The organism is Methanocella arvoryzae MRE50 (assembly GCF_000063445.1).
GTDB classification, from domain to species: Archaea; Halobacteriota; Methanocellia; order Methanocellales; family Methanocellaceae; genus Methanocella_A; species Methanocella_A arvoryzae.
The window spans coordinates 946,576-970,266 of sequence record NC_009464.1; the positions used below are offsets into that span (position 1 = coordinate 946,576).

General features: G+C 52.7%; 24 protein-coding genes and 4 tRNA genes. 14 read left to right on the forward strand and 14 right to left on the reverse strand.

Annotated features, from left to right (window positions below; genetic code table 11):
- Window positions 1–244: 244 nt before the first annotated feature.
- Together RCI_RS15695 and RCI_RS04815 are read right to left on the reverse strand one after the other, a co-directional pair.
- The gene (locus RCI_RS15695; protein ID WP_052309908.1) at window positions 245–1,102 is read right to left on the reverse strand and encodes a hypothetical protein; all 858 of its coding nucleotides are present in this window, start codon (window positions 1,100–1,102) and stop codon (window positions 245–247) included.
- 899 nt (window positions 1,103–2,001) lie between these two features.
- Complete coding sequence (locus RCI_RS04815) at window positions 2,002–3,924, reverse strand: ABC transporter ATP-binding protein (protein ID WP_012035278.1); 1,923 nt, start codon at window positions 3,922–3,924, stop codon at window positions 2,002–2,004.
- Window positions 3,925–4,788: 864 nt separating this feature from the next.
- On the opposite strand from RCI_RS04815, the gene RCI_RS04820 reads away from it, so the two are divergent.
- Window positions 4,789–5,763: a transposase gene (locus tag RCI_RS04820; protein ID WP_048198606.1), complete on the forward strand. Its 975-nt coding sequence runs from the start codon at window positions 4,789–4,791 to the stop codon at window positions 5,761–5,763.
- A gap of 486 nt (window positions 5,764–6,249) precedes the next feature.
- Here the strand turns inward: RCI_RS04820 and RCI_RS04825 are convergent, their stop codons facing one another.
- Window positions 6,250–6,969 (reverse strand): class I SAM-dependent methyltransferase, encoded by a 720-nt coding sequence (locus RCI_RS04825; RefSeq protein WP_012035279.1) that lies wholly within the window; start codon window positions 6,967–6,969, stop codon window positions 6,250–6,252.
- A gap of 121 nt (window positions 6,970–7,090) precedes the next feature.
- Here RCI_RS04825 and RCI_RS04830 point away from each other — a divergent pair, with 121 nt between their 5' ends.
- Window positions 7,091–7,672 carry a TetR/AcrR family transcriptional regulator gene (locus RCI_RS04830; RefSeq protein WP_012035280.1) on the forward strand — a complete coding sequence of 194 codons (582 nt, stop codon included), beginning with the start codon at window positions 7,091–7,093 and terminating at the stop codon, window positions 7,670–7,672.
- A 69-nt stretch (window positions 7,673–7,741) separates the two neighbouring features.
- Complete coding sequence (locus RCI_RS04835) at window positions 7,742–8,977, forward strand: aldo/keto reductase (protein ID WP_012035281.1); 1,236 nt, start codon at window positions 7,742–7,744, stop codon at window positions 8,975–8,977.
- Window positions 8,978–8,996: 19 nt separating this feature from the next.
- Here the strand turns inward: RCI_RS04835 and RCI_RS04840 are convergent, their stop codons facing one another.
- Together RCI_RS04840 and RCI_RS04845 are read right to left on the reverse strand one after the other, a co-directional pair.
- Complete coding sequence (locus tag RCI_RS04840) at window positions 8,997–11,243, reverse strand: ATP-binding cassette domain-containing protein (RefSeq protein ID WP_012035282.1); 2,247 nt, start codon at window positions 11,241–11,243, stop codon at window positions 8,997–8,999.
- Window positions 11,244–11,382: 139 nt separating this feature from the next.
- A complete protein-coding gene (locus RCI_RS04845) occupies window positions 11,383–11,922 on the reverse strand; it encodes a PadR family transcriptional regulator (protein ID WP_012035283.1) in 540 nt (179 codons plus the stop codon).
- Window positions 11,923–12,130: 208 nt separating this feature from the next.
- Between RCI_RS04845 and RCI_RS04850 the strand changes: the two genes are divergently transcribed.
- Window positions 12,131–12,733, forward strand: a complete 603-nt coding sequence (locus RCI_RS04850) for an LOG family protein (RefSeq protein ID WP_012035284.1) — start codon at window positions 12,131–12,133, stop codon at window positions 12,731–12,733.
- 62 nt (window positions 12,734–12,795) lie between these two features.
- On the opposite strand, the gene RCI_RS04855 is transcribed toward RCI_RS04850, so the two are convergent.
- Genes RCI_RS04855 through argF form a run of 3 tightly spaced genes read right to left on the reverse strand, consistent with a single transcriptional unit; the run spans window position 12,796 to window position 14,888 of the window.
- Entirely contained in the window at window positions 12,796–13,494 is a 699-nt protein-coding gene (locus RCI_RS04855; RefSeq protein ID WP_148266531.1) for a DUF1405 domain-containing protein, read from the reverse strand.
- Entirely contained in the window at window positions 13,487–13,984 is a 498-nt protein-coding gene (locus RCI_RS04860; RefSeq protein ID WP_012035286.1) for an acyltransferase, read from the reverse strand. Before RCI_RS04860 ends, RCI_RS04855 begins: the two co-directional genes overlap by 8 nt.
- Window positions 13,965–14,888, reverse strand: a complete 924-nt coding sequence (gene argF, locus RCI_RS04865) for an ornithine carbamoyltransferase (protein WP_012035287.1) — start codon at window positions 14,886–14,888, stop codon at window positions 13,965–13,967. Before argF ends, RCI_RS04860 begins: the two co-directional genes overlap by 20 nt.
- A gap of 292 nt (window positions 14,889–15,180) precedes the next feature.
- On the opposite strand from argF, the gene RCI_RS04870 reads away from it, so the two are divergent.
- From RCI_RS04870 to RCI_RS04895, 6 genes are all read left to right on the forward strand, one after another.
- Window positions 15,181–15,253: transfer RNA gene (locus RCI_RS04870), tRNA-Asn, on the forward strand.
- Between the two features lie 21 nt (window positions 15,254–15,274).
- Window positions 15,275–15,349 (forward strand) — tRNA-Ile (locus RCI_RS04875).
- 53 nt (window positions 15,350–15,402) lie between these two features.
- A tRNA-Phe gene (locus tag RCI_RS04880) sits at window positions 15,403–15,475 on the forward strand.
- A gap of 149 nt (window positions 15,476–15,624) precedes the next feature.
- Complete coding sequence (locus RCI_RS04885; RefSeq protein ID WP_012035288.1) at window positions 15,625–16,005, forward strand: hypothetical protein; 381 nt, start codon at window positions 15,625–15,627, stop codon at window positions 16,003–16,005.
- Window positions 16,006–16,255: 250 nt separating this feature from the next.
- Complete coding sequence (locus RCI_RS04890; protein ID WP_012035289.1) at window positions 16,256–17,281, forward strand: GNAT family N-acetyltransferase; 1,026 nt, start codon at window positions 16,256–16,258, stop codon at window positions 17,279–17,281.
- 241 nt (window positions 17,282–17,522) lie between these two features.
- Window positions 17,523–18,548, forward strand: coding sequence for a GNAT family N-acetyltransferase (locus RCI_RS04895; protein WP_012035290.1), 1,026 nt, complete (start codon window positions 17,523–17,525; stop codon window positions 18,546–18,548).
- Between the two features lie 14 nt (window positions 18,549–18,562).
- Here RCI_RS04895 and RCI_RS04900 read toward each other — a convergent pair whose 3' ends face one another.
- The 5 genes from RCI_RS04900 to RCI_RS04920 all read right to left on the reverse strand — a co-directional run bounded on the left by RCI_RS04900 (window position 18,563) and on the right by RCI_RS04920 (window position 21,816).
- Entirely contained in the window at window positions 18,563–18,970 is a 408-nt protein-coding gene (locus RCI_RS04900; RefSeq protein ID WP_012035291.1) for a response regulator, read from the reverse strand.
- Between the two features lie 491 nt (window positions 18,971–19,461).
- On the reverse strand, window positions 19,462–19,863 hold the full coding sequence (locus RCI_RS04905; protein ID WP_012035292.1) for a GIY-YIG nuclease family protein: 402 nt from the start codon (window positions 19,861–19,863) through the stop codon (window positions 19,462–19,464).
- Window positions 19,864–19,882: 19 nt separating this feature from the next.
- On the reverse strand, window positions 19,883–20,380 hold the full coding sequence (locus tag RCI_RS04910; protein WP_012035293.1) for a peptidase: 498 nt from the start codon (window positions 20,378–20,380) through the stop codon (window positions 19,883–19,885).
- 150 nt (window positions 20,381–20,530) lie between these two features.
- Entirely contained in the window at window positions 20,531–21,175 is a 645-nt protein-coding gene (locus RCI_RS04915) for a protein-L-isoaspartate O-methyltransferase (protein WP_048198071.1), read from the reverse strand.
- Entirely contained in the window at window positions 21,145–21,816 is a 672-nt protein-coding gene (locus tag RCI_RS04920; protein ID WP_012035295.1) for an HVO_0476 family zinc finger protein, read from the reverse strand. Before RCI_RS04920 ends, RCI_RS04915 begins: the two co-directional genes overlap by 31 nt.
- 67 nt (window positions 21,817–21,883) lie before the next feature.
- Here RCI_RS04920 and RCI_RS04925 point away from each other — a divergent pair, with 67 nt between their 5' ends.
- Both RCI_RS04925 and RCI_RS04930 read left to right on the forward strand, forming a co-directional pair.
- The gene (locus RCI_RS04925; protein WP_012035296.1) at window positions 21,884–22,348 is read left to right on the forward strand and encodes a DUF371 domain-containing protein; all 465 of its coding nucleotides are present in this window, start codon (window positions 21,884–21,886) and stop codon (window positions 22,346–22,348) included.
- A 1-nt stretch (window position 22,349) separates the two neighbouring features.
- Window positions 22,350–22,763: a hypothetical protein gene (locus tag RCI_RS04930; protein WP_012035297.1), complete on the forward strand. Its 414-nt coding sequence runs from the start codon at window positions 22,350–22,352 to the stop codon at window positions 22,761–22,763.
- A gap of 167 nt (window positions 22,764–22,930) precedes the next feature.
- On the opposite strand, the gene RCI_RS04935 is transcribed toward RCI_RS04930, so the two are convergent.
- Window positions 22,931–23,012, reverse strand: a tRNA-Ser gene (locus tag RCI_RS04935).
- Window positions 23,013–23,233: 221 nt separating this feature from the next.
- On the opposite strand from RCI_RS04935, the gene RCI_RS04940 reads away from it, so the two are divergent.
- Together RCI_RS04940 and RCI_RS04945 are read left to right on the forward strand one after the other, a co-directional pair.
- A complete protein-coding gene (locus RCI_RS04940) occupies window positions 23,234–23,428 on the forward strand; it encodes a hypothetical protein (protein ID WP_148266532.1) in 195 nt (64 codons plus the stop codon).
- Between the two features lie 3 nt (window positions 23,429–23,431).
- Complete coding sequence (locus RCI_RS04945) at window positions 23,432–23,662, forward strand: MoaD/ThiS family protein (RefSeq protein WP_048198073.1); 231 nt, start codon at window positions 23,432–23,434, stop codon at window positions 23,660–23,662.
- Window positions 23,663–23,691: the final 29 nt, after the last annotated feature.

A 23,691-nucleotide genomic window follows, 5' to 3' on the forward strand; every position in this document is an offset into this window, starting at 1 on the left:
TTAGCCTATTCCCATAGACTTTTATCAACTACATTTTATAAACTATGTCATTAAAAAAACAAATCATGATCAAGTTCTTGCTGTGGGGTACCGCTTCTGATCGTACCATATAATTATGACATGTATTTTATAAATATTTTGAAGTTTCAAAAAAGGCTGGAGTTCCTTTAACCCCATGATCTATTAAGTTAATAATCTGTAATGCCCCATAACTACAGTTAAAGCACACAATATATGATAATCACTATGTAACCGTGGGCTTAAGTATAGAATCAATGACATCGGACAGATTTTTCTCTAATACTCCTGCTCCTGGAATACTATTTTCATATTCTATACGGCGAATATGTGAAAGATCGAAGGGAAATTTTAAATTCTCCATTGTTTGTGGTTGAATAACTAGGATTGTATCTTTTCCGATAGTATGTGCTATTCCAAGTTCATAGAAAACATTAGCGTTTAGATATGTCAGATCTGCAATCACGATTCTTGCTTCACAAATAGCTTTCCAGATATCTTGTATTATAACACTATTTGTTTTTAATTCATCAGCTCTTCTGCACAAAAGACCCTTTTTCTCAACGGTAGGTTTGATTACAGATTCATATATTTTAGTTAAGTCATCTTTAAATGGCATTAGGACAAAGACCATTTTTTCATTAAGGTTGTATGACGCAGGGCCAAATATCGGATTGATTTTTATCATACTCTCAATTTTTTCCATTCTTATTTTTTCGTAGTTGATATAAAGATTAGCAATGTATTCCAAATCGCTTTTCCGTTCTTCTGCACTTTGATCGATTAGTATTTTTGGAAATGTTATCACAATAGGATCGCTAAACCCGTATTCGGATCTTGCTTTAAATGAGACAAGATCTCCAGACAACACTTTATCCGGTTCCAAGATTGATTCGACACTACAAGCGCCCGGGTGAGGTTGTACTGCGATATATAAATTGTTTTTATCGATAATCTCTAGATAGCTTGAATTAGAGAGAATTCGAAAAATATATCTGTCTTTCTCTTGATCTACAATCGATCTAACAATGGATTCGAACTGTACTCTTAGATTTGCCACTTTTCCACTTATGTCCTCAGGCATATTGCCTGAACCCATATATAGACCATGAATCATACAAACTTAGACTATTGCTTCCCATATATTAAAGATATAGGGGATTATAATAAATTTGGTGTGATATCAATATTATAGAAAACTTTAAGTTTCTGGACAACCATTATCTAATAATCAGTAAATAGGACAGACGCATACTGATTACTGATAATATCTCCAAATTAATAGCCTAAAGTTATTAAAAATCTGAATTTACGGTCGAATCGAGCGTTACTATCCTAAGTCCTACGCCTTTGACCTGGCTTGGCAACCCCCGCGTGAAAAGTTGCGTACTCCCATTGATGCTTTTCCCTACATAAATATTCGCATCGGTTTTAGGTCACAAGCGATAGGCGAAGGTTTTTCGAGCCTCAAACCTGAAAATCAGGGAGGTCAAAGAGTACCGGAAAGGTCAGGAACAGAGAAAGTAGCTCTTACGCTGTTCAAAACTTATAATACACCCCCATCTAACTATTCGAATCCGACAGTTTCCCTGCAGGGCGCTTTAAAACCGCCAAGCTCGCCAAGAGGCCAGGCACGCCAAGAAAATCTGGATTAGCTGTATACGGCAATCCCTTTTTAACATACTTGGCGTTCCATTAAAAATGTGTATCTTGGCGAGCTTGGCCCCTTGGCGAGCTTGGCGGCATTTTCGACCCACACAGGGCCAATAACCAATTATCAGCATACCATTCTTCATCTGAAAAACGAAGGAGAACCAGATTTCTATTATGAATAAAAACTCGTTCTCCCAGACCTCCAAACCTCCCTGACCTCCCAGCTTGAAAGTCCTCCCCGACCTCCTTTACCTCCATAACCTCGTACCTCCAGACCTCCGGTACCTCCCTGACCTCCCGGGAACTCTATCCTCCCAGTTTTTCCAGATATCAGAACGACACATCAGGCACATTCTTTCCCTGTGCCTTAGCATCCGACGCCTTCAAGGTAGCGAACAGCCCCTCTTTGGCCACAAGCTCCTCGTAGCTGCCGATCTGCACTACACCACCATCGTCTATCACGATCACCCGGTCGGCGATCTCGGTCAGCGACATCCTATGCGAGATGATGAACGTCGTCCGCCCTTTGACCAGCTCGTCCAGCGACTCCTTCAGGTACATCTCGGTCTCAGGGTCGATCGCCGACGTCGGCTCATCCAGTATAACAATGGGTGTGTCCTTCAGGAAGGCCCGGGCGATAGAAATCCGTTGCCGCTGGCCGACTGACAACTTAGTACCACGCTCGCCGATCAGAGTATCGTAGCCCTTCGGCAGGGACATGATGAAGTCGTGGATGCGGGCCTTCTTTGCCACCCGCTCTACGTCCTCGTGCGAAGCATCCGTGCGGCCGTACTTGATGTTATTCTCCACTGTATCGTTGAACAGGAAGATGTCCTGGGACACGATGCTGATCTGCTGCCTCAGCCACGCATGGTCCAGTTCGGCTAAAGAACGGCCGTCTAACCTGATTACCCCGGACTGGGGCTGGTACAGCTTCAGCAGCAGGCTCACCAGCGTCGTCTTCCCGGCGCCGCTGTGCCCGACGATGGCGACGGTCTCGCCTTTCTTCACCTCGAAGCTGATGTTGTTCAGCACTTTCTGGTCGGGCGCGTAAGAGAAAGTCACGTTCTCGAACCGCACGTCTCCCCGGACGGAGTCGGGCTTCACACCGCCGTTGCCCCACTCGAACTCCGGCATGACGCCGAACATCTCTTTCAGTCTGTCCATGGAGGCGAAGGCCGGCTGGAAGGACATATACGTGTAGAACAGCGTGTTGACCGCCCCGGAAAGGAAGACCAGGTAAGAGATGAAGGCGACGAAGTCTCCGATCGTCATCCTGCCCGCCTGGATTTCGCCTGCCCCGACCAGCATGATGATCAGCACCAGGGCGAACATCGTGCCCCTCATCAGGGACATGGCGAAGGAGATGAGGACCGACCTGCTGATCCTCGCCCGGATGACGTCCCTCAATTTAACCGATACCTTGCCTACCTCAGTCTTTTCGGTCGCGTAGGACTTAACCAGCTCTACACCCGAGATCGCCTCCTGCATGTTCCGGGACACCTCGGCGCTGGACTCCCTTTCCCTGTAGCTGAGCGCCCTGATCCTGCCTGAGACGAGGTACCGGATGGCGAGGTACGCCGGTATGGTAGCCGCTATTACCACTGCTAGCCGCAGGTTGAGAGACATGAGGATCGCTATGCCGAAGAGGATGTAGAAGGCGCTGGAGATGATCTGCGTCACCGCATCGGAGAACAGGTACTGCATCAGGTTTACGTCATCCGAAACCCTGGACATGAGGTACCCTGTCTGCTTGTCTTTGATGTAGGCCATCGGGAACCGGAGCACGTGGTCGAAGAGGCTGGTCTGCAGGTTAAAAGTCAGCTCCTGCTGGTACACCGTTGTAAGATAGACGGCCAGAGTGCTGAGCAGCCCGAAGATGACGGCCGCGATAATCATGACCGCTGCCACGTATTCGATCGAGCCGGACAGTTGAATGATGTCAGGGATTAGAGATCCCAGCCCGAGCCACGTGAGGGCACTTTCGATGCCCCCGTAGCCGGTCTTCAGGATCACGAAGTCGATGAACACCTTGCCCGTCAGCGGCAGCAGGGCTTTGAGGCCGGTGGTGAGCATGACCAGGAAGAGGCTGATGGCACCGATCTTCCACACGGGCCTGACGAACTGCCAGAAGAACTTCAGGTCCCCGGGCTTGAATTTCGCCTTCTGCGGCGGCGCTGCGCGTATGATCGTAACAATTTCTTCTCTTGCTTTCCGAAGTTTGCTGAGGATAGCTTCTGCCTGCCTAAACATGTGCCTAAAATAACCTGCCTGTAATGCCTCAATAGTATGAAATAGTCGACGACGCTCTCGATATCACATCACGTTAGGAGGCCATAGTAAAATAGCTGTGGCTAAAGATCAACGGCTTACTGGGGCAGATATGACAATAAAAAGTGCCTGATGAAAATGTGTCATCGGCCAAAATTGAGATGTACTCGGCCCCAGGAGGCCTCGATTTTAAATCGCAAAGAGTCAGATGATGATCGGAGCCTTGATCAGGCATAAGTGATGAATAAATGGCAGTTCTCAGTTTCTGCGATTGTAAAGCCGCCAAGCACGCCAAGGAGCCAAGCACGCCAAGCAATATTTTTTGTGATCGGCGTGGTTACGATCGAAAATTAGCTCTTGGCGAGCTTGCAGGCTGTCTCATAATTCATTGTGGTTGCCTGTTAAGATAATACGCTACCCAAAAGTACACTTCGATCTCGCCAGGATGTACGCCTTTTGAACGCCTGCCATGGCAGGCGTTCTCGAAGGCGTTCCATACACGATCGCTGCGCTGTGCGTTCTCTGATTGTCCGGGTTCGGTGAGACAGCAACACGATCGCTGCGCTGTGCTGGGACACAGATTTACAGTATCCCCGTGTTTGTGGTGTTGGTGGTTGGGTTGCTGGTGGTTTGGGGGGTGGAGTAAAGTGAGGTATTTGTGTGGGGGCGGGGTTATCTCATGGTTTGTGGTAATAACGTATGAGACAGCCTCTTCCGCCCTCAGATGTGAATCATAAGTGTGTTGGTTTAAAGTCTTTATCTCGGGTGTTTAATGCATACTTCCAGTTCAGTAGGGCTGGTTGGTATTTCCTCCTATTGATCTGGTGTGCGTTGGAGAAGACTAGTATGGAGGATTTGTCTGAAAAATTGTTTTTCAGCAGCGATCAACTCTTTGTATTCTTGGGGCGGATGAGTATTGAAGAGATCACTTGCGGGGTGAACCTGCTTCTGTATCATTCTTTCAAGTTGTTATGGAAAAGAGCGGTTCAGTATTGTCCGGATATCGTGGATTCACCGGTCCTCTTGGCTATTGATACTACGGATAAACGGTATTATGGAGTCGATAATGAATATGTGCATCGTACTTTGAAGATGGAGGGGCGGAAGAAGAAACGGGTTAGTGTTCTCCGGTATGCCTCGATCAGTATCGTGGCGAAGAACTTTAAATTCACTTTGGGGGTTACGCCTAAAAAGAGGGATGAACCCCTGGACCGGGTGGTGGAACGACTTTTAAAGTTGGTCCCGGAGGAACTCAGTGTTTTCGCAGTGCTCATGGATAAAGGATTCTACCTGAGCAGTGTTATGAAAACAGTGGACAAGCAGGGTTACAAGTACATTATACCGGTGAAACAGTATGGTAGCATGTCCCTCCTGTACCGGTTGTTAGAGCTTACCGGAGTGTCTCATTGGAAGTACACGATGCGTGGTGGGGAGTCTTTGGAGTACACGTATGACGTGTACCTCGAGGATCTTGGAATTGAAGCGTACTGTGGCTTCGCTACCAACCTCCCGGTAACCAGGATGAGTTTCACAATTCTTGCTGAAGCGTACACTAACCGTTGGAATATCGAGAACGGGTATAAAGAGACTAAGGAGTACACGATAAAAACAAACAGTCGGAATCACGGTTACCGCACCTTAGTATTCGGTTTAAGCCACCTAATCCTGAACCTGCACGGCATCATGAAAAAGACACATCAAAAAGCAAAGATCACTGTTAACCAGATGAAAAACATGCTGAAACAATTTTTGGAAAGAATTTTACAACTACCTAAGAGACCAGACAACATGATCTCAAAACACCTAAAAGTTGCCTGGTAACAGCCAACCGGATAGCTCAGGCTATCAACAAAAACCTATTAAACCCCCAATTTTTAACACCGACTCGTAAATAAGCCCGCCCCCGGATAAGCACACCAATCCCACCCCACACAAACCACACCCACCCAACCACCACCACACACCACGTGGATACTGGATTTAACAGATTGTACAGATTGCACAGATGAATACAATAGATAAAACGGTAATGAGTGTCTTTACCAGTCTGATTCAACAATCATCTGTCTAATCTGTATCATCTGTACAATCTGTGTCCGAGCACAGCGCAGCGATCGTCATCGCATCGCCCGCATCGGACGCCTGCCGTGGCAGGCGTCCTGGCGGGCGAACATAGAGTATAAGATCATACTGTTTCTCTAATAAGGATAATTAGTTCCTTATTGTATAGTGAAAACGAATTATGAGACAGCCTGCTTGGCCCCTTGGCGGGCTTGGCGGTATTTTCGACCTATACAGGGCCAACTTTCAATTTTTTACAGCCACCCACCCGCAGTACAGGAAAGCTGTAAAGAACCGGGACGGCTTCTCGAACCCGGCCTGGTCGAGCAGTTCGTAGATTCTGCCCTCGGGCACGAAGTGGAGGCGCTTCAGGATCTGGCCACTGAAGCCCTCGTCCACGAGCTTCGGGTCGGCGCCTTTTGTCTTGACGTAAGTTCTCCATGCATCGACTGTCCGCCAGAATTCCTCGCTTTTCGGTTCGCCGGTGTCGTCGACTAAGATGAGGGGGGCGCCGCGTTTCAGATGCCGGCTGATGCTCTGGAGCAGCCGTAGCTTGGAACCGTCGTCGGGCAGGAAGTGCATAACCAGGATGCAGGTAGCCCCATCGTACAGGCAGCTTTCAGGTAGATCATCGCAATAGCCATTGACAAGCTCGACACGCTCTGACAGCCCCTTTTCGGCGATCTTTTTTCCGGATATGGCCAGCATCTCAGCGGATGGATCTACGCCAGTAAAATGCCAGCCACTGGACTTCTGACCGAAGGTGCAGATCTCCATGCCAGTGCCGGCGCCGACGATCAATATGCCGGCAGTTTCACCCGCAATAGAGCGAAGGCTGGCGTGGGCCATGTCGAACAGCGGCTCATAGGCAGCTGTGAACAGCCTTATCGAGTCGTCGTACTGGTTGTGTGCCACGGGCGGGTTGTGATCGAAATTGGATGCTGCCAGCACCTTCTCGTCGGTCATATTATCTGAACCCAGGTATTTACCCGGTAGTATAGATAAGTACCGATGCAGCAGCCCTTGTGGAAAAACTTATATGCTTCCAAAACCAATGACTGACCAGTCACTCCAAGGGAGAACTGGCATGTCAGACAGCGCACACGAGAAAAGAGAGGCGATCATTAATGCGGCGCTCAAGCTCTTTACTGAAAGGGGCTTCGACAATACGCCGACGGCGCTGATCTCGCAGGAAGCGGGAGTCGCCACTGGCACGCTGTTCAGGTATTATCCCACAAAGGAGGAGCTGATCAACAGCACGTACATCATCGCCAAGAATCGCTTTGCGGCGGCGATGGCCAGAGGCCTGGAGGAAGAAACGACCCTTGAGGCCAGGCTGCGCCGCATATGGGGTAACACTATTCGCTGGGGACTGGAGAGCCCGCAGGAATTGCTGTTTCTGGAGCAGTTTTTATCCTCCCCGTACATTACGAAGATTACGGAAGAGGAGGCGATGAAGAAGTTCGCGTTCCTGACCGAGCTGATAGAAGAGGGCATAGCTGAAGGTAAGCTGCGGGACATCCACCGGGGGCTGATCTTCGACATGCTATTCAGCGCTAACAGGGCAGTGATCAAGAAGATCCTGACGCACGGGATGCAGGACCAGACGGACATGCTGATAGAAGGCTCTTTCGAGCTTGTCTGGAGTGGCTTATCGAAATCGCAGTGACTTAATTAGTTTATCCGGCTACTGACTGATTAGTCAGTTCGCCGGCAGCAGATATACGGAGGAAAACAGATGCAGTACAGGACGATGAAGTCCACGGGGGATAAACTCTCGATCTTAGGGTTCGGCTGTATGAGGCTGCCGAGAAAAGGCATAGGCATCGATGAGGAGAGGGCGGTAAAACAGATCCGCTCCGCCATAGACCAGGGCGTCAACTACCTCGATACCGCTCTGCTCTACCCGGGCAGCGAAGCGCTCGTCGGAAAAGCGCTGGCGGACGGTTACCGGGAGAAGGTCAAGCTAGCTACCAAGCTGCCTCCGGCCCAGGTTAAAAAGACAGAGGACATGGAAAAGCTCCTCGACGTGCAGCTCCAGAAGCTACAGACCGATCACATCGACTATTACCTGTTCCACAGCATTACTGCCTCCGACTGGAAGAGGCTGAAAGACCTCGGAGCGGCAGACTTCGTCCGGAAGGCCAGGGCTGACGGCCGCATCCGGCACATAGGCTTTTCCACCCACAGTGGAATTGCAGATTTCAAGCAGATCGTTGACGACTACGCCTGGGACTTCTGCCAGATCCAGTACAACATACTGGACGAGACCAACCAGGCCGGCAAAGCAGGGCTGGAGTACGCTGCCGCCAGAGGCCTGGGCGTGGTGATCATGGAACCCCTCAGGGGAGGCAGCCTGGCGAGGGCGCCGCCGAAGGAGATCCAGGCGATCTGGGACGAAGCCGAAGTGAAGAGATCCCCCGCAGAATGGGCCCTGCGATGGGTATGGGACCACCCGGAAGTCACCGTGGTCCTGAGCGGCATGAACGACGAGAAGCACATCGAAGAGAACCTCAGGGCAGCCGGCGAGGCATTACCACGTTCGCTGTCGGCGAAAGAGATAGCCCTGGTGAACCGGGTGAAGGAAGCCTACCGGAAGAAGCTGAAGGTAGGCTGCACCGGCTGCCAGTACTGCATGCCCTGCCCCGCAGGCGTAAATATCCCCGGCTGCTTCGAGAGCTACAATAACCTGTACCTCGGCAGCCCGCTACAGACGAAGATCATGTACATGAACCACGCGGGCGGAGGCATGGATGGAACGAGCCCGAAAGCCCTGGCCTCCCAGTGCATCGGCTGCGGCAAATGCGTGAAAAAGTGCACCCAGCACATCGACATACCCGCCGAGCTGAAACAGGCGGCCAAAGAGCTGGAAGGCCTCGATGTGAAGCTGATGGCCCTATTCATCAGGCCGCTCCTGGGAGCTTTCATGAGGTTCTCCCGCTGGAGCAACGTCCGCAAAGCCCGGGCGAAATAAAAAAGCAGTGACCCTCTGGTCACTGCAATAGTTCTCGCAGATACCGTCCGGTGTAAGATCGCTCCACTTTGGCCACGTCCTCCGGCGTTCCTTCGGCGATGATCTCGCCACCTTTTCTTCCGCCTTCCGGCCCCATGTCGATGACCCAGTCGGCTGCTGCGATGACGTCGAGGTTGTGCTCGATGACGATCACAGTGTTGCCCGCCTCCACTAAAGTGTTGATGATGCCCATCAGCCGCTCGACGTCGGCCATGTGCAGGCCGGTCGTGGGCTCGTCCATGACGTAGAGGTTGCCCGCTTTGTGGAGCTCGCTTGCGAGTTTAATCCGCTGGCATTCGCCGCCGGACAGGGTACTTAACGGCTGCCCTAAGGTGATGTAGCCGAGGCCGACTTCCTGCAGCTTTTTCAGCTTGTGCAGGATCTTCCGCTCGCCCGAGAAGAACTGGATGGCTTCATCCACCGTCATCTCCAGCGCTTCCGCTATGTTCTTGCCCTTGTACTGGTACTGGAGTACCTCTGCCTTATACCTCCTGCCGCCGCACTCGTCGCAGGTCATCTGGACCGCGTCCAGGAAGTGCATCTCGACTTCGACGAAGCCGCTGCCGCCGCACTTGGGGCATCCGCCGTCCGAGTTGAAGCTGAACAGGTTGGCGCTCGTTCCGGTAGCCTTCGCATACGTAGCCCTTAAGTCATCAAAGATGCCGGTGTACGAGGCGGGGTTAGAGCGGCTGTTGCGGCCGACCGGGGACTGGTCGATGACCACGGCCTCCGGGTGCTCCGCGATGAAGATGTCGTTGATGAGGGTGCTCTTCCCCGAGCCCGCGACGCCTGTCACGCATACAAGCACTCCCGTCGGGATCCTGACGGAGACGTCTTTGAGGTTATGCAGCTGGGCATTCTTGATTTCGATATAGCCTGCCGGCTTGCGCCGCCGGTACTGTACGTGTTCCCGGGCGTTGAGATATTTGCCGGTCAGCGCGTTCGAGCTCTTCAGCTCGGCGACAGTGCCTGTGAAGGTGACCTGGCCGCCGAGGGTGCCGGCGCCCGGGCCCATCTCGATTACGTAGTCGGCGTGCTCGATGACGCCTGGATCGTGTTCGACCACGACGAGGCTGTTGCCGTTCTCGCGCAGCCTCCTCAGCATTTTGACCAGGTTAGCGACGTCCCGGGGGTGCAGGCCGATGCTGGGCTCGTCGAACACGTAGATGAGGTTGACCAGGTCGCAGGTGAGCTGCCGGGCCATCTTGACCCGCTGCGATTCCCCGCCAGAGAGGGTCGAGACCGGCCGGTCGAGAGAAAGATAGCCGACGCCGATGTCGATCAGGTGTTGCAACCGGACCTTCATGGGCTTGGTGATGGGGTCCGCCACCGGGCCGGTGACTGTATCCAGGAAGGCGCGGAGCTCGGTCAGCTCCATGGCAGAGAGCTCAGTGATATTTTTGCCGTTGATCCGGGCGGAACGGGCCCGATCGTTCAGGCGGGTGCCGCCGCAGGCCGGGCAGGGCATGATCTTGAAGTACTTCGCTTCCCGCTCCCTGATGTCGTCCTTGCCTATCTGCCGCCTGTTCAGGCCGGTGACGATGCCCTCGAAGGTGACATACTTGAGGCCATAGTGTTCGTTAGCCTTGATCTTGATGGTCTCAGAATAGAGCAGGCGATTCATCTCCTCTTTCGTGAAGTCCTTCAGCGGCTTGTCCATGTCCACCATGCCGCTTTCCTTCAGGGACTTCCAGTACCACCCTCCGGGATAGTAGTTCTGGTGCCTGATGCCACCTTCGGCGATGGACTTGTCTATATCAAGAAGAGCGTCGAGGTTGACGGTGATCTTGTTGCCGATGCCGCTGCATTCCGGGCACATGCCCTCGGGGTTGTTGAACGAGAAGTAAAACGAGGGGCCGACCATGGGCTCCGCACACCTTGAGTAAAGCAGGCGGAGGTAAGTGGAGATTTCTGTAGCCGTGCCCACTGTGGAGCGGACGTTCTCGCCCATGCGCTTCTGGTCGATTTTGATGACGGGTGAAATATTGCGGATTTCGTCTATCTTCGGCTTCTCGATCTTCGGCAGATACCGCCGGGAGAAAGAGCTGAAGGTCTCCAGCAGCTGCCGCTGGGCCTCCGCGTAGATTGTGTCGAAAGCGATCGAGGACTTGCCCGAGCCCGAAACGCCCGTAAACACGACGACCTGGTTCTTAGGTATCTCGATGCTGACGTTTTTGAGGTTGTGCTCTCTGGCACCGATGAGAACAATTTTACTGTCCATGACCATCACATCTTATTAGATATCCTGTTAAGCAGACGCCGGGCTGACAGGGTAGCATCACCTGAATGAGATTCTGGCCTAAAAGCTCATGGTATGAGCGGTCGGAAAGTATTCAAGTCCCCTGCCCACATCCGGGCAATACCGCTCAATCCCCCTCGGGCAGCCCGGCCAGGAAAGCATCCACCCATTCGATTTCGCCCTTGAGGAGGTAGACAGGCCGGATGGCAACGCTCAGCCGGTTTGCCGGACAGCCGATCCCCTGCATAAACGTACGAAGCTCCTCGTAGCACTTGATGTTTTCTTCCAGCTTTTTCCTGTATTCAGTCAGAGCTTCACGCACAGTCGCCACTGGGAGCAGATCACAGTTGTACGTGGCGATGTCCACCTGCCACCGGATGTGCTCCGGCTCCCTGAGAAGTGCTGTGAGCTTGGCTTGCAGCGCTTCCCTGCCGGCATCGCTGATCGAGTAGAGCTTCCTAAGCCGGTTTTCGGCGATCTCGTCCCTGCGGTTGACCATGCCTGCCTTTTCCAGCTTGGTCAGCAGCTTGTAGATGGACGACATGGAGAGTTCAGTCCAGGACCGCATGTCCCGGAACTTGACCTCCTGCTCAATTTGATAAGGATACATGGGCTGCTCCGAAAGCAGGCCAAGTAAGGCGGATTCAGCATTAGACAGCTCAGTCATAGTTTCACCGTTCGGAGTAATACTGTAATAATAACATATTGTACTCGTGCAATATTGTACGGTTGCATATTTAAAGCTGTCGGGCCTCAGGATATGGCACTATTCACACCACCCATATCCTATGGCCCCGGCGCCGGACGGATAGTACTTTCAGCCAGGGGCAAAGCAAATTATATCTATGCCTGCCCGTACTTGTACTCTGATCAAAATGAAGCGTATTTGTGTCTTTTGCGGCTCCAGCCCTGGCGCCAGACAGGAGTATATCGACGCTGCCCGGGAGATGGGCAGGGCGCTGGCCCGGCGGAACATTGGGCTGGTTTACGGCGGCGGCAACGTGGGCCTCATGGGCGAGATCGCCACTGCTGCGGTGGAAGCGGGAGGAGAGGTGATCGGCGTCATACCGAAGTGGCTCGTTGACAGAGAAGTCGCATTCACTACGCTAAAAGACCTGCGGGTGGTCAACTCCATGCATGAGCGGAAAGCGCTGATGGCCGGGCTTTCGGACGGCTTCGTGGCGCTGCCGGGCGGGCTGGGGACCATGGAAGAGTTTTTTGAGGCGGCTACCTGGGCCCAGCTCGGGATTCACAAGAAGCCCTGCGGGCTGCTGAACGTATGCGGGTACTATGATAGCCTGATGGCTTTTCTGGACCATTCGACAGAGGAGTTTTTTGTCCGGCCGGAAAACAGGAAAATGATAATGATGGAAGAAGATCCGGACCGGCTGATCGACCTGTTCGAGTCATACAGCCCGGTATTCGTGGACAAGGCGACATGGGCGCTACAGCTCACGGCGAAGGCGAGAGACAGGTGAGGATCGCCGACCCCCGGGAGACTGACCACCGTGACATGACAGCATATGGATTGAGGCGACGATCAGTTTCTAATCTTTTCTTTTATCACAGTTTTTTGGCTACCGCCTGCATATGCTCCTGCCAGTATGATCATTAGAACGAAGAATATGATCGACAGGCTGAAGGTAAGATACATCAGCGAATCGATTTTCTGCACGAGGGCTGTAGCGTGGTGGCTGGCCGCAAGATACTCAAGGAGTGCCAGCGGGTGCGTCCGCATAGCCACGCCATTGTATGCAAAGTGGTAGAAGTAGTCTACGGAGTCCAGCACAGCGAACCAGATTGCGGTGATGGCCCATGAGATCGGCTTCACTCTGGCCAGGTAAGGCAGTAGCAGAAAGCCTTCCAGCCCCATGCAGAAATGGGAGATCCATAAGCCCGCAGACATGAGAGCATTAGCTGGGTTGAAGTATATCTCCCCGAAGTACAGGAGCACGATCGTAGTCCATGCCCCGTACATGGAGAGCCCGACAGCGGTGATAGTGTTCAGGGTGTCGGAGGGCTTCTTCAACAGGATGAGCAGCAGCGCGAAGATCATGAAGAATGTGTATAGAGGGCAGTCAGGCACGGCCAGCCAGAGGTACCACGGCGTCAGCATGAGCTGTTCCCAGTAATAATACAGGCCGAATAGCGAACCGGCTACGTTGATGAGCAGAAAGATGACGAGCAGCCTCCGGTCGCCCATAATCCGGTCAATCAGCTTCCATAATAGCTTAAGCATTGTTTTTCCTCTCGATGACCCTGGCAGGCACGCCTCCGACAAAAGCCCCGGCAGGAACGTCGCTGTTGACCAGCGAGCCGGCGGATACAGTCGCGTTATCGCCGATAGTGACTCCAGCGAGGATGGTCGAGTTTGCCCCGATCAGCACATTGCGGCCGATGATGACCTTACCCGTCCGCATCCGGTCAATCAGGTACTCGTGGGCCAGAATTGTCGCATTGTAGCCTATGATCGAGTTGTCTCCGATCTCGATCAGCTCAGGATAGAAGATATCGACGGTCGTATTTAACGCCATCGAGACCTGTTTCCCTGTTTTCACGCCCATCAGCTTCATCGCTACGATCTTCAGCCTCAGAGACGGGCTGTAACGTACTAAGAGCAGCATTAAAAAGTTGAAGGTAACCCGGACAGGGCTGCGAGTCCGGGTCCACACCCATAGCGAATTCGTACCCTGCGGGGCCGGGACTTCGTTAAGCCTGCGTGCGGGCATCTTTTCCCATCAGCCTGATCAGCAGCGCTTTCTGTGCGTGGAGGCGGTTCTGGGCCTGCTCGAAGATGACGGAGTTAGGGCTGCGAATGGCATCGTCGGTGATTTCCTCGCCCCGGTGCGCGGGCAGGCAGTGCATTACCAGGCAGTCTTTCTTAGCCAGGCCGACCAGTTCCATGTTGATCTGGTAGTCCCGGAGGTCTGCAAACCGCTGCGCCCTTTCTGCCTCCTGACCCATAGATACCCACACGTCAGTGTAGAGCACGTCCGCATCTTTCGACGCTGCCTTCGGGTCCCGGGTAATCGTAATATTGCCGCCCATGGACCGGGCCTGCTCCAGTATCTGTTGATTCGGCTCATAGCCTTTAGGACACGCCACGACCATCTCCATGCCCATCATGGCACAGGCCAGCATGAGGGAATTGCACACGTTGTTGCCATCGCCCACCCAGACGAACTTCAAGCCTTTGATCTTACCCTTTTGCTCCCGGATGGTCATCAGGTCGGCGACTGCCTGACATGGATGCTCCCGGTCGCTCAGCCCGTTTATAACAGGCACAGTAGAGTTTTTCGCCAGTTCTATCAGCATATCGTGATCGTTTGCCCTTACCATGATCCCGTGGACGTAGGACGAAAGTATACGACCGGTATCGGCGACTGTTTCGCCTCTGCCGAGCTGCATCGACGCCGGGTCGAGGTACAGCGCGTGGCCGCCAAGGTCAGTCATGCCTACTTCGAAGGATACCCGGGTGCGGGTCGACGACTTCTCGAAGATCATGGCAAGGCTACGGTTCTTCAGGTAATCCGTGATCACGCCCTCCCTGCGCATCCTCTTGAGGTCTTCCGCCCGATCAATAAGTGCTTCGATTTCAGCAGGGGACATGTCGGCAAACGATATGAAGTGCATTTACTGGTATCTCGCTCCTTTTAAAAGTTATTTTGATACATTACTGCAACGATAATAAATCTATCCTGCATAGGCTAAAAGGGAAAGGTAAAGAAGCCCTGAGTATGATCGGCGTCACGATCTGCCCGAAGGGATTGAAATGAGGCCGATTTTTCTGCCGGGAGAGCCGTTACGCCCGATTATGGCCGGGATTCATAACGCGAAAACACCGTAATCATGTAAAAAAAGGTAATGTGCACCGTTAGTTATTTATAGGTTAAAAGTACTTTTAAGGTTCGCAAGATGGCAAGTTGCCGCCATAACTCAGTTGGTAGAGTGGCTGGCTGTTAACCAGCATGTCACAGGTTCGAGTCCTGTTGGCGGCGCTTAACCCCAAAAGATCATTTGGGGGTGTAGCTTAGCCAGGTCAGAGCGCCCGGCTCATAACCGGGCGGCCATGGGTTCGAATCCCTTCACCCCCATGATTACACCGGCATAAGTTCAAATATTTGTGCTGCAAACTATATACCAACAAGCCCTGTTAGCTCAGTTGGGAGAGCGCCAGACTGAAGATCTGGATGTCGCTGGTTCAAGTCCGGCACAGGGCATTTCTCCTTATAAAAAGTTCTTTTACGCCATAAGCAGCATGGGATCTAATGACCCTGCCAGAGGCATTCACTGCAAGCCCAAGAGAAGTATTTTGTATTAGTAGATTGTTATACTATAAAAGCCCCTGCAGTACATAAGGAGGTTTAAAATGAAGCAGAGTTTACTATTACCCGGTATTATTGTAATCGCATTAATAGCGCTACTGAGCGGTTGCATTACCAGCAGCTACGACACAGGCGCGGAGCATGCAACTGCCCCGGCTGAGGCAATGCCCACCTTTTCCGCGTTAAGAACTAACGATACCACGGTCATGATCATGCTCCTGAGCCCTGGCGACGCAGAGGAGATCAAGGGCCTGAAAGTCGTTAGCCCGGTGATCAGCTCGCCGGACGTCATCGACCAGAACACCGCAGTTCCCGCTGGCAAAGAGATCAGAATTACCGACCCGGCACTTTCCGGTAAGGTAGACCTGGTCGTCACTACTACAGTGAATGGTGAAAGCCTCGTCGTACTGAACGGTACCGTTTAAGAATCATATCACCTTCCCGCAGGGGATATCATACTATCCCCGCAGCTCTATTTTTCAACGCCAAAATTTGCCGCTGGTAATGTGCACCAGATCGTCATTCGTATGCTTGTGACCGGAAGACAGAGCAGGCACTACGCATCAGTGTGCTACATAGATATTTTTATATAATATGCTGTAAATAATTAATCGATTGTAGAGTAACCAGACAATGATACTCTGTTAATCCATCCTCCCAAAAAGGTGATCAAGCATGCCAGCATCCATTATTAACGATGAAGAAGTCTGGGACCGTTTCGTTGACAATAGTCCCTACGGCACACTCTTCCATAAATGGAAATTTTTGAAGATCATGGAAAAGTACAGCCGGTACCAATTGCTGCCATACGGAATATTCAAAGGTAAGGAACTCGCATGCTTGTTCCCCCTTTTTTACAAGGCTGAGAAAGGGTTACGCTTCGTAGCATCTCCGCCACGACAATCCATCCTCTACGTGCCGTACCTCGGATACGTGATGAGCAGGGAATTCGATGGCTGGAAGCAGCACAAGAAAGAATCTTTTACCTGTGACATAGTCCACGACATCAACCGGGAAATATCCAGGCTGTCGCCCAACTATACCTCCATTTTTCCAGTGCCAAGATGTACGGATATGCGACCCTTCAGGTGGTCGGGATATACAGTCGACCTGGGCTACACATACATCACCAACCTTGAACGCACGGAGGAAGAGTTATGGAACAGCCTGACCAGCAACTGCAGGAAAGACATCAGAGACCTCAAAGATAAATCGCTACAGTTTAAGGCATATAACGACGTGGATCGCTTTTTCGAAGTCATGAGGTCGGTGCTGGCCCAGGAAGGGCCTACCTTTTTCCATGCCCAGACCCCGGAATACCTCAAGGAGATCATAGCAGCCTTCCCGGAGAATGTGAAGATGAACGCCCTGTACGAGGATGACACTCCACTGTACATCAGCACTACAATCGAGTACAATGGCAGGCTCCTGATGTGGATGGCCGGCTCTGCCAGCGACAGGTACAACAGCGGGGAGTGCTTTGTTTGGGAGCTGCTAAAAGATGCCAGCAGGCGCGGCCTGAAAGTGGCGGAGAACTGGGGCACCGAACAAAGGCGCCTGTGCAATTTCAAGTCCAAGTTCAACCCGTCGCTGGAGATGACCTGCATAGTGAGAAAAACTGATGGCATCGGCAAGCTGGCAACCATGACATACAATGGCGTCGCCCGTATGCCATTGCTTAGCTCAATCATAAAGGCATAACATAAGAAAGTGGATATACAGCAGGGCATAGGTTAAGCTCGCCGGCGAATTCAGGCGGCCGTTGCCCTCATCCCCGTTCATGGCTCACAGGTGTTCTCATCACCTCAACTAAAAGAGCACGGAGTACACACTTAGCGGTGATGGCATAAAGCTATAGCTTGTGTACCCAACATTTATATACAATTTATAATAATTATACTGTTATATATTATTCGTTTACTACTCCACCGGATGATCAACCATGCCTGTAAGAATAATCGAAGAGGAGACACTGTGGGATAAGTTCGTGGAAAGCAGTCCTTACAGTACGCTGTTCCACCGGTGGAAATTCCTGAAGATCGTCGAAAAGTACAGTGGCTACCATCTTGCACCTTATGGAATATACAAAGGAGAGCACCTTTCCTGCATCCTGCCCCTCTTTACCCGGAAGAAAAGCGGGCTAAAGCTCGCTTATTCTCCACCACAGCAGGCAGTTGCGTACATTCCATACCTGGGCTTCATCCCGGACAGCGAGTACGCCAGGATGAAGCAGCATAAGAAAGAACCGTACCTTGACTTTATTTCGAAAGGCATAGACGAAGCGATCTCTGCTGAAGCCCCGAACCACGCATTTTTATCCCTCGCCCCAGGGCTGACAGACCTGAGGGAGTTCAGAAACATGGGGTACAGCGTCGATCTGGGGTATACATATATCATTGATCTGAGCAGGCCGGTCGATGAGCTGTGGAACAACATGAGTAAGACGTGCAGGCAGACGATCAGGTACTGGGATGACAGGCGCGTCGAGGTCAGGCCTTCAGGAGACATAGATGCCTTTTTCACCATCATGAGGAGGACGCTGGAAAAAGAGGGTAACACGTTTTTCCACAACCAGTCCCCGGAATACCTGAAAGAGATCCTTGCTACGTTCCCCGATAACGTGAAGATGTACACGATGTACAGCGAAGACAATCCCGTGGCCATGCAGGTGAACGTACAGTACAGGGACAGGCTGCTTTTCTGGATGTACGGCAGGAACGGCAACTGTGGCAGCCCTGTAGAATACCTTAACTGGGAGCTCATTAAAATGGCGAAGGAAACCGGGCTCAGAGTAGTGGAAAACTGGGGCACCGAAACAAAGAGACTCAATGCCTACAAGGCCAAATTCGACCCCGCACTGGAAGTCTGCTGTGGCCTGCACAAGTCCGACGTCCTCGGAAAGCTGGCCACTATGACTTACAGCAGCATCACCCGGGTGCCCGGGCTTGCCTCAGTCTTCCACGCCTGAGGAAAGAAGCCGGATTAGCAGTAGCTCTCGGGATACTGCCAGACGGAGGAGGGGCAGGGCGAGGACAGCGCCCTGCTGATCGAGTCCAGCAGATCCTTCAGAGAAAAGGGCTTCTGGAGCACGCCAGAAGCGCCTTGAACACGTAAACTGCATATTGCGTCAGCATCTGCGGTAGCGAAGAGAAAGCGAGCCCCGGGATCAGCCAATGCAATTTTCTCCGCAGCATCGATACCTGTCCCATCCACGAGACGTACGTCCATGATAACCAGAGACGGCTTCTCAGGCGAAGCCTCGTAAGCCTTTACAGCCTCCTCGACGCCCGAAGCGGCAAAAGAGACCGAATAGCCCCTGGACTTTAACATCAGACAGTACAATGACCTGAGCTCAGGCTCATCTTCAACTATAGCGATAGACGCTACCAATCACATCCCCACTAATAAAAGTAATTATATGCATATATATTTTTCTTTAACCGCAAATATAGCAACCGCTATTTTATTGAAAAAAATCGCCTGTAAGTGCGAAATCAGAAACTAAGGCTGTGCGATAAAAATCATGCAAAGACGGACAATACGGAGTATGATTACAACAATGGCAGAACAGCATAGCGAGTAGTCACCAGAGAAGGCACCGGGGCCCGCACCGACGATTTACCACGGAGACTCACAGAGAAACGGTCGACCACAGAGGCACAGAGATTCACAGAGAATTTTGGAAGAAGGACATATGGATAATTAATTTTAAAGTAAGTCTCTGTGCACCTCTGTGCCTCTGTGGTAAATCGAACTCTGTGAACCTCTGTGCACCTCTGTGCCTCTGTGGTAAAACAGTAACCTGTGAACCTCTGAGGTTACTAGTGGACGTGCTCCGGCGCCTAACTTTTAAAATTTTAGAGCGGGCAGATAGAGCGTACTTACACTCTATGCGCCTTGCGCACTGCATTGACCATGGAGTCCAGAGTTCTCGAGTAGTGAAGGTGGGACTGACAGCGGCAGTCGCTGCAGCCGAAGCCGGCGATTCGTGGTAAGACTGCGTCGATGCCCGCGGCTACGCTGCATTCGGGCCGGACGGAGGTCACGGTCTGGAGAACGTCAGAATGGGGCAGCAGATAGTCGATGTGCCACTTCCTGGTGCTGTTCTTGCCTGCGGCGACATCGAGGTGCCTCTTGATCCGGGAGAAGCCCCCTGAGCCCAGCGCTGAGCCGGTATAGGCATAGAAGCCTTCTTCAAAATAGATCTCGCCCAGCGCTCCCACGCGGAGCTTGCGGCCTTCCTTAAGCTGCATGATGAGCGTGTATGTGCCTTTACCTTCCAAGGTTCGTATGCCTCCGGCACTACATTTGCAGTCCGGGCTCAACTACCTTGCGGTCTATGGTTTTTTTACAGCTGGTGCATAGTTCTGATGGCTTGTCCAGGGCGTCCTCCAGCGATTCTGAGTAGCGCATGACGCACCGGTTCTTACAGTGCTGCAGCCCCATCACGTGGCCTGCTTCGTGGACCGCCTCCTTGGCCACCATTTCAGCCGATGGGACCCGGTAGGTGGATACTACCGCTGCGATGTGGTACATGGCCAGCCCGAAGACGAAGTTCAGGTTCTCGCAGTACATGTCCCGATCGACTATCCAAACGGCTGTATCAGACACGATGCACCTGATCAGGTAGTCCAGCAGCACGTACGCATCATACTGCCTTCTCAACGGATTGTAAGCCCGATCGTATACCGGAAGAAGGCCCCGGTCCTTCACCTGGACGCCATAAGTAGCGGCAATCTTCCTTGAGACCAGATCCTTGAACTGCTCACAGCCTGGCACGTAAAACAGATCGACGTCCACTCATGCACACCCCGTACAATACGAAGATTTGTCGGGGTGAATAAAAGCGTATTCCGTGGCTCGGCCGGGAAACAGGCAAGCTTTGAGCAGGTTAGCTGCTGAGGCGCAAAACGTTGGGCGGTTGTGATTAGCTCTAATCGCCCGGGCAGCCTAATACCCTTTAAACCCGTATTTCCCCAGCAGGGGCACGAATGCCACGCCGCCCTTGTCGGTAGTGATGATCTGGCCGCCCTTTTTCTCGACGAGCATGAGCTGCTGGAAGTACCGGCCTACAGGGATAACTAAACGACCTGGGTCCTTGAGCTGATCTACCAGAGGCTGCGGGACGTCGGGGGCCGCTGCAGCGACGCTGATTCGGTCGTAGGGGGCGAAGTCGGGGAGGCCTTCAGTGCCATCGCGTAAAAATACTTTAACGTTGTCGAAGCCCAGCCGGCTCAAGACCGATCGGGCCATGTCAGCCAGCTCGGGTATGCGCTCGACAGTGTAAACAACGCCGGAGGCCCCGGCGAGCACGGCCATGACGGCAGCGTGGTAGCCGAGGCCTGTGCCGATTTCGAGGACTTTGTTCCCTTCCCGGATGTCGAGCGCCTGGCACATGATCGCCACCATACTTGGGGCTGAGATCGTCTGGTTATGCCCGATAGGGAGCGGAGTATCATAATAGGCGTCGGGCCGGACATCTTCCGGCACGAACTCTTCTCGAGGCACCCGATCCATTGCCTCAAGTACCCGATCGCCGATGCCCTGGCGCCGGAGCAGATCAATCAGACTTTTTCGTCGCCTGTCCCACGGTATGCCTTCCTCGATCGTAGCTTGAACCCCCCGCCGCGGCCCGCCTGCCGCTCCCGCGATACGATCTTCGAGTATATGCGCGTCACGTCTTTGGCTTTAACGAACTGGCCCTGGCGCTTTGCATGCCCGCCATCGCGGGTCTTGATGCTGACGATTGCCACTTCGTAGCCCTTGAGCTTGATAGTGCTGCCGATGTCGAACTCGTGGTCGCCGGCGACCTTGTAGTGGACCGACTCGGTGACCGGGCCCTCCTGCACCGCAATTTTGACAATGACGTCGTCGATGGTGCGGGCCCACAGCGTTTCGATTTCGCCTGCAGGCGCCGACTCAGGCCGGGCCTTGGTCTTCGTCTCGATGGACTGGACTCTGACTCCGCTCACCTCGTCTTCCGACTCCACGACGAACTCGTCGCCGACGTGAATGATGTCGTCCTCGTCGACCTCGTACGACTGGACCGAGGACTTATCCTGGCGGCTGACGATGACTCTGAGCTTGATGAGCTTTTTCTTCTTGACCGGAATAGCGTGCACATAGCCGCATTCCTCACACTTTACCAGCCCGCCTTTTTTCAGTATTACGTGCACAGTAGGCTCGTCCGGGCTGCACGAAGGACACACTGCCTCCGCGATCTCGATTTTATCCATAATCTTCTCCATCTTCTTAATGGGCAAACAGAATACTTATAGCCTGCGTATGCAATATGTAGCCACAATGACGGCAGAGACAGTCTTTGCACGCGGGCACCGGAACGTGACAGCTCTCCACCCATCGACCTTCGAGGTCACCAGAGACCCGGAGATCTCGACGACAGCGGACTGCATCATAGCTGTGAGCGCTGACAAGGGCGCTGCCATGCTCAGCGAGGAGTTCAGGAGAGCGGCCGCGGATGAAGACGCTATCATTATGGCGACGATCACCTGTGCGGGCCTCACGGACGTCGTCAAAGGCTGGGGCTCTGCTAAGCTCACTTTTACAGACGACAGCAGCATGGTCTTCAGGGTAAGCGACTACGTCTGCGGGCGGACAGTCATGGTCAACGCCGACAAGCCGGCCGCCCGCCTGAACCGGAAACTCGTCGATGCCTTAGCCCGGGGAAACGAGGCTGTGATAGAACTCAAAGTAGAGAAAGGTAAAAGGCCGCAGCCGTCGCTAGATCTACTGTTCGAGGGAATATGATATGGGAGACAAAGAGCTAAGCCCCGACGAAATACAGGCATTCAGGCAGGAACTCGCGGACATCAAGGCGGACATGATGCGCAAAGAGCTGGAAGAGATCAAGAAAGAGCGCATGCGCAAAGAGCTCGAGGAGATCAGGCTGGAGCGGGAAATGTCCACTGTACAGAAGCGCCCGGCAGTCTCGGCCAGAGCCGGGGAACCGCAGCTTTCGCTCCCTAACGTGCTGCTGGCAGTTGTCTGCCTGCTCGCGGCAGGGTACCTGATCGGCACTCTGCATACGATCAACGTTACTTCGACGGTCGACGGCCTGCTGACAGGGTATGGGCTACCGGCGGCTGGCAGTATTGTCATCCTGGTGCTGGCAGTGGTGCTGGCCCTGTTCGGGGCTGGAATGGTTACTATAGCGAAGAAATAAACTTCGGATGATTTTTAGGATCGGTGTACAGGGGAACTTTTTGGAAAAAAGTTCCCCTTGCACCCTTCAAAAACGATCTTTTAAAATGCCCTTCGGGCTTATTCGGGTGTCGAGACCCGGGGGGACTTTTGAAAAAGTCCCCCGGGAGCCCCCTAAAAACTTTTAAGCGCCGAGGAGGAGACTTGAACTCCTAAGGCCTTGCGACCGCTGGTTTTCGAGACCAGTCCCTTACCGTTAGAGTACCTCGGCTTCCGAGAAAATTCCGACTTCCTTTTACATGCACGGAGTATTTAAAAGTTATGGCACAGGATAACCCGGCCGCCGCCCGGGGGGATGGCGGGCTTGAAAAAAAGTAATACTAAAACTTGTATATACCCGGCCGCCGCCCGGGGGGATGGCGGTGCTTTCGCATACTTAACTGCGTAAACTAATTATTCATACCCTGCCATATATGAAATGTAGTGATTCGCATGCCTGGAAAGTTTAGGAAGCGGGAAGTCGAGCGAAAAGGCACTGAAAAGGAAATGGGAAAGGAGAAGATTCTGCTTGATAAGAATGCTGAAGATCTCGCGCATCCCGAGAGGCTCAGCCAGGAATACGAATCCGAATCTTCTAAGCCTGCCGAGGAGAAAACGGCCGGTGCGAAGTACAGGCGGACAACTTAGCCTATGGCAGAAAAGAAGGTGGAAGTACTGCACCTGACAGTGATTTTGCATGCCGGACGGAAGACGGAGACGCAAGTCGATCTTCCCGAGGGCAGCAGCTATTTTGACCTGCTCAGAGAACTAAAAGTTAACCCTGAAACAGTGGTCGTGTTTAAAAACGGCATACCGGTGGCTTTCGACTCTGTGGTTGAAGGCGGCACGGTCGAAGTGATGAGAGTGGTCTCCGGGGGATAGAAGCCCCGGTTTCTTTTGAGGCAAGAGCA

Bases quoted from the DNA above. Each gene is read 5' to 3' on its own strand.
- RCI_RS15695 (WP_052309908.1), bottom strand. From the start codon at position 1,102: ATGCCTGAGGACATAAGTGGAAAAGTGGCAAATCTAAGAGTACAGTTC.
- RCI_RS04815 (WP_012035278.1), bottom strand. From the start codon at position 3,924: ATGTTTAGGCAGGCAGAAGCTATCCTCAGCAAACTTCGGAAAGCAAGA.
- RCI_RS04820 (WP_048198606.1), top strand. From the start codon at position 4,789: ATGGAGGATTTGTCTGAAAAATTGTTTTTCAGCAGCGATCAACTCTTT.
- RCI_RS04825 (WP_012035279.1), bottom strand. From the start codon at position 6,969: ATGACCGACGAGAAGGTGCTGGCAGCATCCAATTTCGATCACAACCCG.
- RCI_RS04830 (WP_012035280.1), top strand. From the start codon at position 7,091: ATGTCAGACAGCGCACACGAGAAAAGAGAGGCGATCATTAATGCGGCG.
- RCI_RS04835 (WP_012035281.1), top strand. From the start codon at position 7,742: ATGCAGTACAGGACGATGAAGTCCACGGGGGATAAACTCTCGATCTTA.
- RCI_RS04840 (WP_012035282.1), bottom strand. From the start codon at position 11,243: ATGGTCATGGACAGTAAAATTGTTCTCATCGGTGCCAGAGAGCACAAC.
- RCI_RS04845 (WP_012035283.1), bottom strand. From the start codon at position 11,922: ATGACTGAGCTGTCTAATGCTGAATCCGCCTTACTTGGCCTGCTTTCG.
- RCI_RS04850 (WP_012035284.1), top strand. From the start codon at position 12,131: ATGAAGCGTATTTGTGTCTTTTGCGGCTCCAGCCCTGGCGCCAGACAG.
- RCI_RS04855 (WP_148266531.1), bottom strand. From the start codon at position 13,494: ATGCTTAAGCTATTATGGAAGCTGATTGACCGGATTATGGGCGACCGG.
- RCI_RS04860 (WP_012035286.1), bottom strand. From the start codon at position 13,984: ATGCCCGCACGCAGGCTTAACGAAGTCCCGGCCCCGCAGGGTACGAAT.
- argF (WP_012035287.1), bottom strand. From the start codon at position 14,888: ATGCACTTCATATCGTTTGCCGACATGTCCCCTGCTGAAATCGAAGCA.
- RCI_RS04885 (WP_012035288.1), top strand. From the start codon at position 15,625: ATGAAGCAGAGTTTACTATTACCCGGTATTATTGTAATCGCATTAATA.
- RCI_RS04890 (WP_012035289.1), top strand. From the start codon at position 16,256: ATGCCAGCATCCATTATTAACGATGAAGAAGTCTGGGACCGTTTCGTT.
- RCI_RS04895 (WP_012035290.1), top strand. From the start codon at position 17,523: ATGCCTGTAAGAATAATCGAAGAGGAGACACTGTGGGATAAGTTCGTG.
- RCI_RS04920 (WP_012035295.1), bottom strand. From the start codon at position 21,816: ATGGATAAAATCGAGATCGCGGAGGCAGTGTGTCCTTCGTGCAGCCCG.
- RCI_RS04925 (WP_012035296.1), top strand. From the start codon at position 21,884: ATGACGGCAGAGACAGTCTTTGCACGCGGGCACCGGAACGTGACAGCT.
- RCI_RS04930 (WP_012035297.1), top strand. From the start codon at position 22,350: ATGGGAGACAAAGAGCTAAGCCCCGACGAAATACAGGCATTCAGGCAG.
- RCI_RS04940 (WP_148266532.1), top strand. From the start codon at position 23,234: ATGCCTGGAAAGTTTAGGAAGCGGGAAGTCGAGCGAAAAGGCACTGAA.
- RCI_RS04945 (WP_048198073.1), top strand. From the start codon at position 23,432: ATGGCAGAAAAGAAGGTGGAAGTACTGCACCTGACAGTGATTTTGCAT.